This window comes from Aquabacterium sp. (genome assembly GCF_036279675.1).
In the GTDB taxonomy this organism is placed as follows: domain Bacteria; phylum Pseudomonadota; class Gammaproteobacteria; order Burkholderiales; family Burkholderiaceae_C; genus Aquabacterium.
Genome location: NZ_DASUIS010000011.1, coordinates 1 through 15,437 on the forward strand (window position 1 = coordinate 1; position 15,437 = coordinate 15,437).

16 protein-coding genes are annotated in these 15,437 nt (G+C 61.3%); 7 read left to right on the top strand and 9 right to left on the bottom strand.

Going from position 1 to position 15,437, the window contains the following annotated elements; translation table 11 throughout:
* The 3 genes from VFW93_RS01215 to VFW93_RS01225 all read left to right on the top strand — a co-directional run.
* Window positions 1-406: hypothetical protein (locus VFW93_RS01215; protein ID WP_329692170.1), on the top strand; the 406-nt coding region annotated here is incomplete at its 5' end.
* A gap of 156 nt (window positions 407-562) precedes the next feature.
* A complete protein-coding gene (locus tag VFW93_RS01220) occupies window positions 563-1,117 on the top strand; it encodes a flavodoxin (protein WP_329692171.1) in 555 nt (184 codons plus the stop codon).
* A 110-nt stretch (window positions 1,118-1,227) separates the two neighbouring features.
* Complete coding sequence (locus tag VFW93_RS01225) at window positions 1,228-1,473, top strand: hypothetical protein (RefSeq protein WP_329692172.1); 246 nt, start codon at window positions 1,228-1,230, stop codon at window positions 1,471-1,473.
* 17 nt (window positions 1,474-1,490) lie between these two features.
* On the opposite strand, the gene urtE is transcribed toward VFW93_RS01225, so the two are convergent.
* From urtE to VFW93_RS01260, 7 genes are all read right to left on the bottom strand, one after another.
* Entirely contained in the window at window positions 1,491-2,195 is a 705-nt protein-coding gene (gene urtE / locus VFW93_RS01230) for an urea ABC transporter ATP-binding subunit UrtE (RefSeq protein WP_329692173.1), read from the bottom strand.
* A gap of 26 nt (window positions 2,196-2,221) precedes the next feature.
* Window positions 2,222-3,118 carry an urea ABC transporter ATP-binding protein UrtD gene (gene urtD / locus VFW93_RS01235; protein WP_329692174.1) on the bottom strand — a complete coding sequence of 299 codons (897 nt, stop codon included), beginning with the start codon at window positions 3,116-3,118 and terminating at the stop codon, window positions 2,222-2,224.
* Complete coding sequence (gene urtC / locus VFW93_RS01240) at window positions 3,115-4,224, bottom strand: urea ABC transporter permease subunit UrtC (RefSeq protein WP_329692183.1); 1,110 nt, start codon at window positions 4,222-4,224, stop codon at window positions 3,115-3,117. The genes urtD and urtC overlap by 4 nt, the downstream gene beginning before the upstream one ends.
* Before the next feature lie 163 nt (window positions 4,225-4,387).
* Window positions 4,388-5,956, bottom strand: a complete 1,569-nt coding sequence (gene urtB / locus VFW93_RS01245) for an urea ABC transporter permease subunit UrtB (RefSeq protein WP_329692184.1) — start codon at window positions 5,954-5,956, stop codon at window positions 4,388-4,390.
* A 265-nt stretch (window positions 5,957-6,221) separates the two neighbouring features.
* Entirely contained in the window at window positions 6,222-7,499 is a 1,278-nt protein-coding gene (gene urtA / locus VFW93_RS01250; protein WP_329692175.1) for an urea ABC transporter substrate-binding protein, read from the bottom strand.
* Between the two features lie 179 nt (window positions 7,500-7,678).
* Window positions 7,679-8,395, bottom strand: coding sequence for a sterol desaturase family protein (locus tag VFW93_RS01255; RefSeq protein WP_329692176.1), 717 nt, complete (start codon window positions 8,393-8,395; stop codon window positions 7,679-7,681).
* A 16-nt stretch (window positions 8,396-8,411) separates the two neighbouring features.
* A complete protein-coding gene (locus tag VFW93_RS01260; RefSeq protein ID WP_329692177.1) occupies window positions 8,412-9,134 on the bottom strand; it encodes a FadR/GntR family transcriptional regulator in 723 nt (240 codons plus the stop codon).
* Window positions 9,135-9,207: 73 nt separating this feature from the next.
* On the opposite strand from VFW93_RS01260, the gene VFW93_RS01265 reads away from it, so the two are divergent.
* Together VFW93_RS01265 and VFW93_RS01270 are read left to right on the top strand one after the other, a co-directional pair.
* Window positions 9,208-9,972, top strand: a complete 765-nt coding sequence (locus tag VFW93_RS01265; protein ID WP_329692178.1) for a fused MFS/spermidine synthase — start codon at window positions 9,208-9,210, stop codon at window positions 9,970-9,972.
* A 72-nt stretch (window positions 9,973-10,044) separates the two neighbouring features.
* Window positions 10,045-10,563 carry an NUDIX domain-containing protein gene (locus tag VFW93_RS01270; protein ID WP_329692179.1) on the top strand — a complete coding sequence of 173 codons (519 nt, stop codon included), beginning with the start codon at window positions 10,045-10,047 and terminating at the stop codon, window positions 10,561-10,563.
* A gap of 8 nt (window positions 10,564-10,571) precedes the next feature.
* On the opposite strand, the gene VFW93_RS01275 is transcribed toward VFW93_RS01270, so the two are convergent.
* Window positions 10,572-12,182, bottom strand: coding sequence for a carboxylesterase/lipase family protein (locus tag VFW93_RS01275; protein WP_329692180.1), 1,611 nt, complete (start codon window positions 12,180-12,182; stop codon window positions 10,572-10,574).
* A gap of 335 nt (window positions 12,183-12,517) precedes the next feature.
* Here VFW93_RS01275 and VFW93_RS01280 point away from each other — a divergent pair, with 335 nt between their 5' ends.
* Window positions 12,518-13,648, top strand: coding sequence for a sensor histidine kinase (locus VFW93_RS01280; protein ID WP_329692181.1), 1,131 nt, complete (start codon window positions 12,518-12,520; stop codon window positions 13,646-13,648).
* Window positions 13,645-14,442: a LytTR family DNA-binding domain-containing protein gene (locus VFW93_RS01285; protein WP_329692182.1), complete on the top strand. Its 798-nt coding sequence runs from the start codon at window positions 13,645-13,647 to the stop codon at window positions 14,440-14,442. The genes VFW93_RS01280 and VFW93_RS01285 overlap by 4 nt, the downstream gene beginning before the upstream one ends.
* A 10-nt stretch (window positions 14,443-14,452) precedes the next feature.
* Here VFW93_RS01285 and VFW93_RS01290 read toward each other — a convergent pair whose 3' ends face one another.
* Complete coding sequence (locus VFW93_RS01290) at window positions 14,453-15,412, bottom strand: response regulator transcription factor (protein ID WP_329692185.1); 960 nt, start codon at window positions 15,410-15,412, stop codon at window positions 14,453-14,455.
* Window positions 15,413-15,437 lie beyond the last annotated feature (25 nt).

Below are 15,437 nucleotides of genomic sequence, written 5' to 3' on the forward strand. Positions count from 1 at the left end.
CCCTGCACAAAGCGGCGACTTCGTCCAACATGTCGCCATGGACAAGCCCCTCCAACGTGCCAGCAGCCCCTCGGCTGAAGACTACCTGCGTCTGTTCGACCGATGGCACACCATGCTGCGTGAAGACATCGGCCCTCGGGAAGGTCGCGACTTTGGTGACGTCTACAAAGGCACGGACGACGAACGCTACCGCTTGCTGTTCGAACAAGTCTGTCAGCTTTTGATCGTGGCCTCGCCGTTCAACCTCGACATGCCGCAGGAGTTCAGACGCACCGCACGGCAATGGCTGGAGGGCGATGCCGCTACCTTGCGCCACATGGGCGACGTCCAGAACCGCCACTTCATGCTCAGCGACCTGTACGACTACGTGCACCTGGCCAGGAGCATGGGCGTGACCTGGCGCTGAAGCAGCGCACGTTTTTTGCACTGCCCGTATCGAGCAAGGCCACATCACCCCATCTGGCGCGAATTGTCGCGTCTGCATGGATCCGCATGGTGCTGGCTCGTCGCTTTGGCGACATTCCCGCCAACTGGCGCCACTTCACCTCATTGAGGGCACACCATGAGCAAGATCGGCATCTTCTTCGGAACCGAAACCGGCACCACTCGACTGATTGCCAAGAAGATTCACAAACGCCTGGGCGACGAGATCGCCGACAAGCCTGTGAATGTGAACCGGATCGAGCCGGCCGACATGTTGCGCTACGACGCCTTGATTCTCGGCACGCCGAGCTATGGCGTGGGCCAGATACCTGGGCACACCGCAGGCTGCCTGGAGTCCAACTGGGAGGAGTTTCTGGCCAAGATGCCCCAGGGGGACTTCCGTGGCAAGCGCGTGGCCTTGTTTGGTCTGGGCGCACAGGAGCGCTACAGCGAACGCTTTGCCAGCTCGCTGCGGCGCCTGCATGACACGCTCGTGGACTTCGGCGCGGAGATCGTGGGCGACTGGAGCGCACAAGGCTATACCTTCGAGCACTCGGCCTCCGTGATCGACGGGCGCTTCGTGGGCCTGGTCATCGATCAGCGCACGCAAGGCATGTATACCGACGAGCGTCTGGACACATGGGTGGCACAAGTACGGCCCTTGCTCACGGCCCGCCTGACACAGTCCGCCTGATGCCATGACAGGCCGAGCTGAACGCGGCTCGAATTAGTTGATCACTGCACTTAGTTTGATCCAGATCTATAGTGACTCACACCTTCTCTGTTAACCGATAGGAGCCCGTGATGAGTGAAGATCTCGTTCAAGACATCCGCGTCCAGCTTGGTCAGCTGCTCGGCAAGCCCACAGACAATCTCGACCCCAAGGCGCTGCAAGCCTTGGTACAGGAGGGCATTGAGGCGGAACGCGCCGCGCGACGTGCAGCCCACGGTGGCGGCAGCACCATGGCACTCAATGCGCTGCTCAACTTCGACCTGTTGATCCGCACCAAGGTGTTCAACCTGCCTCGCGAGCAGATACGGGCAAGCTGAACACCTGATGCCATTGCTCAGATGGACATGAGCTGGCGCACGCCATCTGCTTCCATGTCCGCACCGCGGCCGCGCTTGATGATCTCGCCTCGTTCCATGACAAGGTATTGATCAGCCAGTTCGGCTGCGAAGTCATAGAACTGCTCGACCAGCACGACGGCCATCTTCTGGCCGTTCAAGCCTTCATCGGCCAGCTTGCGGATGGCGCGCCCGATGTCCTTGATGATGCTGGGCTGAATGCCTTCCGTCGGCTCATCCAGGATCAGGATTTTCGGGCCGGCAGCCAGCGCGCGCGCAATGGCCAGTTGCTGCTGCTGACCACCAGACAGGTCACCACCACGGCGGTGCATCATCTGCTTGAGTACTGGAAACAGCTCGAACAGTTGCTCGGGCACCTTGGCGCTGCCCGGCTTGCTGGCCAGGCCCATCTGCAGGTTCTCGGCCACGGTCAGGCGGCCAAAAATCTCGCGCCCTTGCGGCACATAGCCCACACCCAGGCGCACTCGCTCATAAGGCTTGAGCTTGTCGATGACCTCGCCGCCCAGCTTGATCGCGCCAGACTTGATCGGCACCAGCCCCATCAGGCTCTTGAGCAGCGTGGTCTTGCCCACGCCATTGCGGCCCAGCACCACGGTGACCTCGCCCACCTTGGCCTCGAAATCCAGACCACGCAGGATGTGCGAGCCACCGTAATACTGGTTGACGGCTTCTACGTTCAGCATCTTCTTGTTCCTTGAATCAAAGCCGATCAACGACCGAGGTAAACCTCAACGACCTTCTCGTTGGCCTGCACATCAGCCAGGGTGCCTTCTGCCAGCACCGAGCCTTCGTGCAACACCGTGACCTTCTTCTTCGCAGCATTGATGCCTTGCGTGGTCAGCTCGCCAATGAACTTCATGTCGTGCTCCACCACCACCAGGGAGTGCGCGCCCTCCAGCGACAGGAACAGCTCGGCCGTTCGCTCGGTCTCTTCATCGGTCATGCCGGCCACAGGCTCGTCCAGCAACAGGAGCTTGGGGTCCTGCATCAGCAGCATGCCGATTTCCAGCCACTGTTTCTGACCGTGCGACAACAAGCCCGCCGTGCGCTGCGCCTGATCTTTCAGATGGATCAGCTTGAGCATGTCGCCAATGCGATCGAGCTGTTCGCTGTTGAGCTTGAAGAACACCGAAGCACGGGCGCGGCGATCAGCCTTCAAGGCCAGCTCCAGGTTTTCGAACACGCTGAGTTGCTCGAACACGGTCGGCTTCTGGAACTTGCGCCCGATGCCGATCTGGGCGATCTCGTTTTCACGGCGCGCCAGCAGGTCGATGGTCGAGCCAAAGAAGGCCGAGCCGGAATCGGGCCTGGTCTTGCCCGTGATGACGTCCATCATCGTGGTCTTGCCTGCACCATTGGGGCCGATGATGCAGCGCATCTCGCCCACGGCGATGTCCAGGCTCAGTTTGTTCAAGGCCTTGAAGCCATCGAAGCTCACCGAGATGTCATCCAGGTACAGGATGGAGCCATGGCGCACATCCAGTTGATCGGGTTCCACCACGCGCCCGTAAGACGCCTCGCGGCCGCCTGACTCGCCCGCATTGCCGGGCAGGCCCTTGGCCTTGTTCAGGGCTTCGGTGCCCGCTTCCATCAATTCTGGGGTCATGCTTTCACCTCGGCGTTCTTGTTGAGCAGTTTCTTCACACCACCGACGATGCCGTGTGGCAAGTAGAGGGTCACAAGGATGAACAGGGCACCCAGGAAGTACAGCCAGAACTCAGGGAAAGCCTGCGTGAACCAGCTCTTGGCCCCGTTGACGAAGAAGGCGCCGATGATCGGGCCGATCAGGCTGGCACGGCCACCGACTGCCGTCCAGATGGCGATCTCGATGCCCGATGCCGCCGACATCTCGCTGGGGTTGATGATGCCGACCTGTGGCACGTACAGCGCACCGGCAATGGCGCACATCACGGCCGACAGCGTCCAGATGGCGAGCTTGTAGGCCAGCGGGTTGTAGCCGCAGAACATGACACGGTTCTCTGCATCTCGGATGGCTTGCAGCACGCGACCGAACTTGGTATTCACCAGCCAGCGGGCCATCAGGTAGAAGCCGATCAGCGTCATGCCGGTGAGCACGAACAGCACCATCCGGGTGGAAGGCTGCGCGATGGGAATACCCAGGATGCGCTTGAAATCGGTGAAGCCGTTGTTGCCGCCAAAGCCGGTTTCATTGCGGAAGAACAGCAGCATGGCCGCGAACGTCATCGCCTGGGTGATGATCGAGAAATACACACCCTTGATTCGCGATCGGAAGGCAAAGAAGCCAAACACGAAGGCCAGCAGGCCAGGCACCAGCACCACCAGGATCATCTGGGCGATGAAGGATTCGCTGAAGGTCCAGTGCCAGGGCACGGTCTTCCAGTCCAGGAAGACCATGAAGTCTGGCAGATCCGAGTGGTAGCTGCCGTCACGACCGATCTGACGCATCAGGTACATGCCCATGCCGTAACCACCCAGCGCAAAGAACAGCCCGTGACCCAGCGACAGGATGCCGGTGTAGCCCCAGATCAGGTCCATGGCCAAGGCACAGATGGCATAGCACATGATCTTGCCGATCAAGGCCACCGCATAGTCGGACAGATGCAGGGCAGAACCGGCCGGCACCAGCAGATTGAGCATGGGCACCAGCACCATCACCGTGATCACGGCGGCGGCCACGGCGGTCCAGCCTTTGGAACCCAGCGCACTGCGCGGGACCGCGATCCCGGGCATCGACGGCATATTGAGAACAGAACTTATCGTCATGGTGTTCTTCACTTAAGCAATTTATCTACGCATACCACTGGCGCTTCATCAGCGGCCGCCACGGATCCGGCTTGGCCGGGCCGTCAGCGGCGCCCCCTTGAGGGGGCACGCGAAGCGTGTAGGGGGTGGATCAAGCTTCCGCACTGCGGCCCTTCATGGCGAACAGGCCCTGCGGACGTTTCTGGATGAAGATCACCACGATGACCAGCACCATGATCTTGGCGAGCACGGCACCAGCCCACCCTTCCAGAAACTTGTTGATCAGGCCCAGGCCCATGGCGGCGTACACCGTGCCTGCAATCTGGCCGACGCCGCCCAGCACCACCACCATGAACGAGTCCACGATGTAGTTCTGGCCGAGGTCGGGGCCCACATTGCCGATCTGTGAGAGCGCGCAACCAGCCAGGCCAGCGATGCCTGCGCCCAGCGAGAAGGCCATGGTGTCCACACGCGCGGTGTTAACGCCCATGCAGGACGCCATCGGGCGGTTCTGTGTCACGCTGCGCACGAACAGGCCCAGACGGGTCCTGGCGATCAGCAGGGTCATGCCGACCAGCACCAGCGCCGCAAAAGCGATGATGACCAGGCGGTTGTATGGCAGCGTCAGGTTGCTCAGGATGTCAAAGCCACCCGACATCCACGAGGGGTTTTCCACCTGCACGTTCTGCGCGCCAAACAGGCTGCGCACGCCTTGCATCAGCATCAGGCTCACGCCCCAGGAGGCCAGCAGGGTTTCCAGCGGGCGACCATAGAGAAAGCGGAACACGCCGCGCTCCAGCACCGCGCCTACCAGAGCGGCTGCCAGGAAGGAGGCCGGCACCGCCAGCACGATGTACCAGTCGAAGGCACCCGGGAAGTGGGTGCGGAACACGTTCTGCACCGCGAAGGTGGCGTAGGCGCCAATCATCATCAACTCGCCGTGGGCCATGTTGATCACGCCCATCAGGCCGTAGGTGATGGCCAGGCCGAGCGCAGCCAGCAAGAGGATCGAACCCAGGCTGACGCCCGTGAACAGCACGCCGGCGTACTCACCCCAGGCCAGCTTGCGATTGACCTTGTCGAGCGCAAGCTGCAAGGAACCCTTGACGGCAGGATCGGTCTCGTCCGTGCCGGCCATGCGCTCCATCAGGAGTGCACGGGCTTCAGGCGTGGCATCTTCCGCCAGAGCCTTGGTTGCTTCAATGCGCGTGGCAGCATCTGACGCGCTCAGCATGGCCTTGGCCCGCACGGCCTTGAGCAAGGTCTTGAGTTTGGGATCGGTCTCGGCGGCCAGGGCCTTGTCAATCACTGGCAGCTTGGACTCATCGGCCGCCTTGGACAAGGCATCAATCGCTTCGGCGCGTGCGGCCACATCCGGCGAGGCCAGTTTGCCGGCAGCCAGTGCAGCGTCGATCTCGCTGCTCATCCGGTTGTTGTTGACCACGTCTTCAGCGCCCTCGGGCAGCTTGGCGGGCGCGCCGGTCGCGGCGTCTTTCACGTCGTCGCCGTAGACGATGTAGGCCTTGTTGCCAGCCACCTTCACGGTGTCGGCAGCCAGGGCCTCCAGGAATGCGGGCAAGGCTGGATCACCTTTGGCGACCAGCTTCTGAAGGGCAGCGATACGTGCATCGTTGTCGCCGCCGGCAATCGAATAGGCCTCTTCGGCCGTCAGCGCGTGGGCTTCTTGTTGCCCGATGGTCAGCCCCAGGGTTGCACCCATGGTCAGGGTCAGCAAGGTGGCTGACATGGCCCTGCTCAGGCGCGACTTGATCGTCGTCTTCCCGCTCGGGTGGATCTCAGCGTGGTGTGTCTTCACAGGCATGTCCTGTCTCAGGATGTCAGCAGGAATAAAAAAACGCCCCGTTGGTGACCCCAACGGGGCGAACCGCTCTGCTCATGGTTCATCCCGTCAGGTCTGCCCACCAGCAGCCCAACAACTGACTGGCTGGCAGATGGCGAGGACGGGCACTCGCGTGATCAATCGATCACTTGGTTTCAGGCTCGTCCTTCTTCTTGTCGTTGCCTTCGATGAAGGGGCTCCAAGGTTGAGCCTTGACAGGACCAGGGGTCTTCCACACCACCTTGAACTGACCATCAGCCTTGACTTCGCCGATGAACACGGGCTTGTGCAGGTGGTGGTTCTTGGGGTCCATCGTGGACATGAAACCACCAGGTGCCTTGAAGGTCTGACCAGCCATGGCGGCGATCACCTTGTCGGTATCGGTGGAACCGGCCTTCTTCACAGCCTGGGCCCACATGTTGATGCCGATGTAGGTGGCTTCCATCGGGTCATTGGTCAGAGGCTTGTCCTTGTGACCAGCGATGCCCTTGGCCTTGGCGTATGCCGACCACTTCTTGATGAACTCGTCGTTGGTCGGGTTCTTGATGGACATGAAGTAGTTCCAGGCAGCCAGGTGGCCGACCAGAGGCTTGGTGTCCACACCGCGCAGCTCTTCTTCACCCACCGAGAAGGCGACCACGGGCACGTCCTTGGCCTTCAGACCCTGGTTGCCCAGTTCCTTGTAGAAAGGCACGTTGGAGTCACCGTTGATGGTGGAGACCACAGCGGTCTTCTTGCCTTCAGAAGCGAACTTCTTGATCTTGGCGATGATGGTCTGATAGTCGGAGTGACCGAAGGGGGTGTACTCCTCCATGATGTCGGCTTCAGCCACACCCTTGGACTTCAGGAAGGCACGCAGGATCTTGTTGGTGGTACGTGGGTAGACGTAGTCGGTGCCCAGCAGCACGAAGCGCTTGGCGGAGCCACCGTCCTTGCTCATCAGGTATTCAACAGCGGGAATGGCTTGCTGGTTAGGTGCAGCGCCCGTGTAGAACACGTTCTTTTCAAGCTCTTCACCTTCGTACTGCACGGGGTAGAACAGCAGGCCGTTGTTTTCCTTGTAAACAGGCAGCACCGACTTGCGCGACACGGAAGTCCAGCAACCGAAGGTCACTGCAACCTTGTCTTGTGTCAGCAGTTGCTTGGCCTTTTCAGCAAACAGAGGCCAGTTGGAGGCGGGGTCGACAACCACAGGCTCCAGCTTCTTGCCCAGCAGACCACCCTTGGCATTGATCTCGTCGATCGCCATCAGGACGGTGTCCTTCAGAACGGTCTCGGAAATGGCCATGGTGCCCGACAGAGAGTGCAGCACGCCAACCTTGATGGTGTCGGCGGCTTGGGCCATGGTGCTGAAGGCCAGACCGGCGACGCCCAGGGCGACGGCGGACAGGGTTTGAACGGCGCTGCGACGAGAAATGCTCATGGATTTCGCTCCTTTGAAGCGGTGGGGTTTTGAACGCTTGACTCTTGCTTGTCACGTCTCTGGTCAGCTTTGAAGGCTGTTTTCAGATCCGATGCGTTCAGTGTGCCCAGAGGCTTCAAAGTGCGAAATACGCCACCTGGCGTATGCGTGGCGTACAAGCGGCGTACAGGATTCGGCGCTCAGCGCTTCAGACCCAGATCCCGGTTGGTGCCCGAGCGGGCGATGTCCTTGGCGTCCGGCGCCGTACCCAAAACACGATCACCGGTGCCGAAGGAGACGCCCCACCAGTAGTTCTCGTTGCGGAAGTGGTGCCAGCGGTGCTCCAGCACGCGGCGCTCGTAATACGCCAGCGGCGGGCACCAGGTGATGTGTGTCAGGTAATGCACCCACTCGTAGTGCAACCCGAACAGCAGGTAGACAAAACCGAAGGTCAGCAACTCTGGCCGCCACGACGATGCCAGCAGGTAGACCACGGCCAGAAAGGACAACACCAGGGCATGCACGTGGCGCGGCACGAACACCCAGGTGAGGTTCCAGGGGTCTGCGTGATGGCGTCGATGGGTCTTGGGCAGGTAGAAGTCCACCGTCCGCCCCAGAATCTGCCGCGGGCGGTAATGCAGGATGAACTTGTGGATCAGCCATTCATTGAACGGGAAGTACATCCAGACCCCCAAGGCGATGGCGGCGTCCTGCCAGGCGAAACCACCGGCTTGCCAGCGCATCGCGCCCAGGCCGAGCAGCGTCACCAGCAGGATGAGCGGACTGGGGTGGCGAAAGAACACCCTCACCGCTTCACCGGCCGTTCGCGGGGAATCAGGCGGTGGCCGCATGGGATTGCGATGGACCGTGTCCTCGGCCGTAGGCATGACCGTGTCGGTAGCGCGCAATGCAGACATGGGGAACTCCTCGCAATCAAACGGCCGAGAACACGGCATCCAGGGCCTGACGCCCCAACTCCACATGTGCACGGGCAGCCACGCGCGCCGCGTCGGGATCCGAACGCTCGACAGCCGTCGCGATGGCTCTGAGATTGTCCAGATCCTGGAACTCGCGCGCCATCACGTACGTCAATTTCTCCCAGGCTTTGTGATAAGTGCGGCGCATCGAGTTGAAAGCCAGCTGATAAGCGATGTTGTCGCTGGCGATGGCCAGGGTCTGCCAGAAATGCATGGCGCCCACCTGCAAGGCGGCCAGATCGTGCAGGCTGCCTTCCATCACGCACAGCACGGGGCCCAGCTTCTCGGCCAGCGCAGGCCCGCCCAGGCGCGCGGCCTCCGCCGCGATCTCTGGCGCCAGCGCCGAGCGCATGCCCATGATGTCGCGCACGACCTTGGGATCAACCATGCCCTTGCTATTGATCAGCAGGCTGGGCAGCAACTCCAGACTGCCTTGCTGGCGGTAATCCAGCACCTCGTGCTTGCCGCCCTGCTTCACCACCACCAGCCCGGCCTGCTGCAAGCGCTTGATCGCCTCACGCACGGCGCCCCGGTTGACACCGGACTCCTCGCTGAGTACGCGCTCGGAAGGCAGGCGGTCGCCTGGCTTCAACTCGCCGTCAATGATCTTGCCCTTGAGTTGCACATAAAGCGCATCCGACAAGGGCTGCCTGAGGATGGGGTCCAACAACTTTTCCATCAGGTCAGCTTATCATACCAGTTGATAGGTTACGAAAGGGCAAACCCGAGATGACCTACACTCGGGCCCCATCGTGAATGACACCCCCATCGAGAGGCCCCGCCTCCATACCAACAGCCAGACCGTCTCTTTGAGTTTCGAGTCTTCGCTGATCCAGAGCTGCATGCGCCTGGATGCGCCCGACGAACTCGTGCTGGACTACACCCGGGCGATGATGGGCTTTCTGCTCTTCAACCCGGCACCCCGCTCGGTCCTGATGATTGGTCTGGGTGGCGGCTCGATGCTGAAGTACCTGCACAAGCACCTGCCTGGCACCGATCTGACCGCCGTCGAGATCAACCAGGACGTGATCGACATGCGGCATGAGTTCCTCATCCCGCCCGACAGCGACACGCTGCGCATCGTGTGCGACGACGGCGCGCGATTTGTGCGCAAACCGCCTCAGGCCTATGACGTGATCCTCGTGGACGGCTTCACCGGCCAGGGCTTGCCGGAGGCACTCTGCTCGCGCAGTTTCTACCAACACTGCCGCGCTGCCCTGGCGCCGAACGGCTGGCTCGTGGCCAATGTGCAGGCCGACACCGAACAGACGCGCGAGGTGATGCGCCGTCTGAGCAAGGCCTTTTCCGGTGGCGTGATTTCAGCGGAATCGGACGAAGGCGGCAATGACATCGCCATCGCCGGCTCGCTGGAGGGGCTGACCCAAGGCCTCTCGCAATTCGAGGCCAACTGGTCGGCGCTGGCGCCCATCCACCAGGAAATCCTGGCCGTGAGCTCCAGCCGGTTCCAGCGCGCCCTGCTCAAGTCGGTTAGGCTGTCGGCACCGCCTGCGGCATGAACGCCCACTCGGTTCGCGATTGAGCGACTGCGGGCTTGCGCCAGGCGAGATCAATCAAGGAGAGACCGTCAGATGGCATTCAACTTCTGCCCGCAATGCGCCAAACCGCTGCAAGCCAGAATCGATGAAGGCATCAGCCGCAACGCCTGCCCGGACGAGTCCTGCGGTTACGTGCACTGGGACAACCCGACCCCGGTGGTCGCCGCCGTGGTGGAGCATGAAGGCCACATCATCCTGGCTCGCAACCGCGCCTGGCCGGTGCCCTTCTATGCACTGATCACCGGCTTTCTGGAGAAGACCGACCCCAGTCCGGAAGAAGCCGTCATGCGCGAAGTCCAGGAGGAATTGAACCTCCAGGCCCAGTCCGCCAACTTCATCGGCCACTACGTTTTCCCGCGTCACAACCAGATCATCATTGCCTACCACGTGCCCGCCACAGGCGAGATCGTGCTGAATGACGAGCTGGTGGACTACAAGCGCATCGAGCCTGCGAAGGCGCGCTACTGGCCCGCAGCCACCGGCCTGGCCTTGCGTGACTGGTTGATCACGCAAGGCCACCAGCCCCAGGCAATGGACTTACCCAAGCTCTGAGCGGGGCATCAAGACAATCCCAACGCGCGCATGCTGTAGAGCAGCGACCAGGCCGTGCACTGGTGCGCGTGCTGGAATGCACCCCAGTCTTGAACAGAAATGTCATCTGGCACCAGCGTCAGATACGGCGTGCTCAGCTTGTTGAACTTCGGCCAGTTCGCTGTACCGGCTGCGCCGTTGGGATTGCCCGTTTCGGCGAACTGCTTCCAGTAGGCCTGCATCTGATCGGACAAACGCTTCTGGGCCGCACTCAAAGTCAAAGGCGTACTACCAATTGGCGATTGGAACCAGTACAAGACATCCGATGCATGGAAAGCACCTGACGCCATGAACGGATCCTTCACGTATTCCGGCGCGGTGCGGTCAGCGAACTCGTAGGCATATGTGGGAACCTGGGTACTTGCGCGGTTCGCCACTTCGTTGGCCTGGCAAGCGAACCAGCCATCGGTCACGAGCTGCGAGTAGGCCTGTGCCGGGCTACCCCACTTGCTGCTGGGGTACATCAAACCGGTCAACACCGGCTGTATGAAGCTGCCAATGAACTTGTTGGTGGCAGTGACGTACTCATCCTGCGTCATGGGCGAGCCGTCCAGGTCAAACGACAGCGGGATGAAGCCCCTGCCCTCGTCCTTGACCGAGCCCACCATCACAGGCACCTTGTTGAAGTTGCCCTTGGACAAGGCCGCAAACACGTCACTCGTGATCATCTCGCCGTCGATAAAGTGTCGCCAGCCCAGGCCATCCTTGCCAATGTCTGCGTAGGTCGGGGATACCTTCAACAGTTCCTGAGGCGATTTGCTGCGCAGACACGCCAATTGATCAGCCCCAGCGGCACAGCCCAGCTTGGCTGCAAACGCATCGCCCAACTCGGAAGCCTTGGCCGATGTCAGCAAACCTGGGGGCTCAACGCCGCTGGCCAGAATGGCCCGATGGAAAAGCCCGGCTGCGGTGGGCGACACCAGGTGCAACGATGCCGAGATCGAGCCCACAGACACCCCCGCCATTGTGATGCGATCGGTATCTCCGCCAAAGTTGCCAATGTGGCGCTTGACCCACCGCATCGCCTCTTGTTGATCCTGCAGGGCGAAGTTGTGCCCTTTGCGCTCGGCCGCCATGCCAGATGTCCACAGCCACCCCAAGGCGCCCAGGCGGTAGTTCATCGTCACGACCACCGCCTGCGTGGCTTGGGCCAGCTTGCTGGCATCGTATAGACGCCCCGATCCCAGCACCTGACCACTACCGGGGATCCAAACGATGACAGGCCGTTGCCCCACCTTGGCGGACGGCGGCACAAAGACATTGAGGAAGAGGCAGTCTTCACTGTTTTGGGCGTTATCCCCAAAGGGCTCGGGCGCCTGCGGGCAGGCTGCGCCAAACTGACTTGCATCTTTTGATCCTGCCCATGATGGTGCGGGCTGCGGCGCAGCCCAACGCAAAGCCCCAACAGGAGGCCGCGCATACGGGATACCTCGGTATTGATCCACGCCATCTTGCGTAACGCCCACAAGATCCCCCACCGTCAGGCGTACTGTCGGCCCAGTCTGAGCCTGCGCGATCCCCATACTCAAGGCAGCCAAGGCCCCTGCCATCACCCGCCACTTGATTCGTCCTTTTTTCATTGCTTTGTTCCTCTTGTTTGAGCTGATGAGGCTCGCATGTCATCAGGAGAACAATCTAGGCAGGCGTACTCGCGGCCACCAGCCCGATGCGATGTTCAGCAGCGCCTGCCGGCCAACAGCAGATCGACCGCGTGAACGGCACCTGGATCAGCCGCAGGGGGGCCGTTCGGGTCGACTGGTCGTCTACACCGCACATCTGCCATTCGCTCCACACATCTGCCGCTCACCCCGTGCAGCCTTGTCACGCTCTCCCGTGCAGTACGCTAGCAGCCATGTTTTCCGTCAAGGCCAAAGCTCCGGCCGCATACCCACCCAATCTGACCTGGCGACGTGTGATGCCCAGGTTGGTCATCCTCAATCAGGTCCTGCTGCTGGTGGGGGCGCTGTCCCTGCATGCCACGGATGTGTTGTCACCCCAACACCCTCAGACTCAGGGACTGCTGTATTACCTCGCCTGGTTGCAGTGCATCGGCCTGTTCGGCCTGCTGATCACGGCCAATGCCATGCTGCTGGTGGCCCGCCATGGTTGGCGGAAGATGCCCGATGCACAGGCAACTTATGAACGAGAGGGTCTCTACAGGGGGCTGCCAACCAGCGTCAAGTGGCAACTTTTGTTGACGACCATCCTGTGCCTGGCGCTCGGATCCTGGTTGGCCCAACAAACCTTCATTGCCATTCAAACGTCCGATTGGGGGCGGGCCTGGCTACCTCAGACCTATCCTGTCTACAAGATCACGTTCTTCAATGCCTGTTACGGCACCCTGTCCGTCTACGTATTCGAGTACTTTCAGGACAGGGCTGCACTCAGTGAGGCAAGGGAGCGCATGGCACAAAAGCTCACAGCCCAGGCGCAACTCAATCTACTGCGCTCGCAACTGGATCCTCACATGCTGTTCAACACGCTGTCCAATCTTTATGAGCTGATTGACGATAGCCCGCAGCAGGCCCGCCAGATGCTGCTGCACCTGATCGGCTTCCTGCGTACCACCCTCACCGGGAGTCGGGCCAGCGAGCACGCGCTGTCCGAAGAATTCAAGCTCGCGGCTGACTACCTGTCCATCATGAAGATCCGCATGGGTGATCGCCTGCACAGCACGCTCTCTCTTCCCGAGGAATTGGGCGGGGCTCGTATCCCCGCCATGCTGCTGCAACCTTTGATCGAAAATGCCATCCGGCACGGGCTGGAGCGCAGAAAACAAGGTGGCACGCTGAAGGTTGACGCTTGCGTGCGGGAGGGCCAACTCGTGCTGCACGTGCTCAACTCCGGCGTGAACACCTCGGATGTCGACATGGCGATTGGAACCGTACCACCAAGCGGGACCGGTTTTGGCTTGCATTACATTCGAGACCGTTTGCGTACGCTTTACGGCGACAACGGCCACCTTGACATGCACCACGACCACGTCAATGACACCACCGAGGTCACGCTGCATCTGCCACTTGCCTTTGAGGCCAGCACCTCATGAACTGCCCCCCTGCCACGGCCATCATTGCCGAAGACGAACCCGTTCTGGCCAGGGCCCTGGCCAAAATGCTGGGCAAACTCTGGCCAGCCCTGCAGATCAAGGCCATCGTTCACGACGGCGAAGAAGCAACGGTCGCGGCCAGCCAGCACAGGCCGGACATCATCTTCCTGGACATTCAGATGCCTGTGCTCAATGGCCTTGATGCGGCCGAGTGCATCGTCGACAACTGGCCGATGGACGCTGTGCTGCCGCTGATCGTGTTTGTCACCGCATTTGACCGCTTTGCCGTCGATGCATTCGAACGCGCTGCGGTGGACTACGTGCTCAAACCGGTAGAGGGGCAACGCCTGGAGAAGACATGCGAGCGCTTAACCTCCCGCCTGTTGGAAATGCATGGTGATGAAACGCACTCAGTGGCGTCACTGCAGGCCCTGCGCAGGGTATCCGCAGGACCGCAGCCGGCTCTGCCACCACTGAGCATCATCCAGGCGGGACTGGGCTCTACGGTCCATATGGTGCCTGTGACGGACATCCACTATTTCGAAGCCGACGACAAGTATGTTCGCGTGGTGACCCACGATCGCGCACTGCTGATTCGTACACCACTGCGCGACCTCATGCCCAGACTCGATGCCCAGGCATTCACGCAGATTCACCGTGGCACCGTAGTGCGCACAACCTTGATTGACCGGGTGATTCGAGAAGACACCGGCCGCATATACCTCCACCTGCGCGGCCGACATGAACGCCTGACGGTCAGTCGCAGTTACGCTCATCTCTTCAAACCAATGTGATAGACGGGGTTCAACGAGCCTTCAACTGCGACACGCGGCTCATGGCCAACCCGGCAGCAGCTGTGCGCGTCTCCACACCGAGCTTGGCGAAGATGTGCTCCAGCTGTTTCTTGACCGTGGCAGGGCTGCTGCCCAGGATGTCGCCGATGTCGCGGTTGGTCTTGCCCTTCACCACCCAGTAGAGCACTTCCCCCTCCCGGGCCGTGAGCTTGAACTCCTGGCTCAGGGCATCCATGGCGGCCTGATCGGAGCTTTCCTGCATGACCAGCAACCACTCGTCTTCACCCGTGGGCTGGTGCAGCGTGAAGCTCAACCGTCGACCTGCCTGGTTCACGGCCCAGACGGGCGCGTTCACCGGGGCACGTCCATCGGCGATGTCCTTGGCCAGGGCAGGCGCGGTATGGCTCAACCAGGCGGCCAGCTCCAGTGGCGCCACCGCCTCGGGCGTATCGAAGTAGGTTTGCAGGAGCTTGCGCGCCAGCGGTGTCTGCCAGAGCACTCGGCCATCGCTGACACGCACGGTGATCGAGGCATGGCCAAATGCGTCCAAGGCATTGCGCGCCTGTCTGGCCTGACGCGCGCTTTGCATGTGCGCGGCAATGCGGGCCATCACCTCGCGCGGCCGAATGGGCTTGACCACGTAATCCACGCTGCCGGCGGCAAACGCGGCCACCACATGCTCGGTTTCGCTCAGGCCCGTCATGAAGATGATGGGGATGTGGCTGGTCTCGGGTTGCGCCTTCAGACGGCGCGCCACCTCGAAGCCATCCATGCCCGGCATGATCGCGTCCAGCAAGATGATGTCGGGCACGGCCTGGCTGGCGCGCTGCAAGGCCGCCTCGCCATGCGTGGCCACCAGCACGGTGTAGCCTTCGTCATCCAGGGCGTCATGCAGCAGCGACAGGTTGTCCGGCACATCGTCCACGATGAGCACGACGTCGGTACGGCTGCGGTCGAGTCTCTCGAACATGGTGGGTACAACAATCGAATTCAGA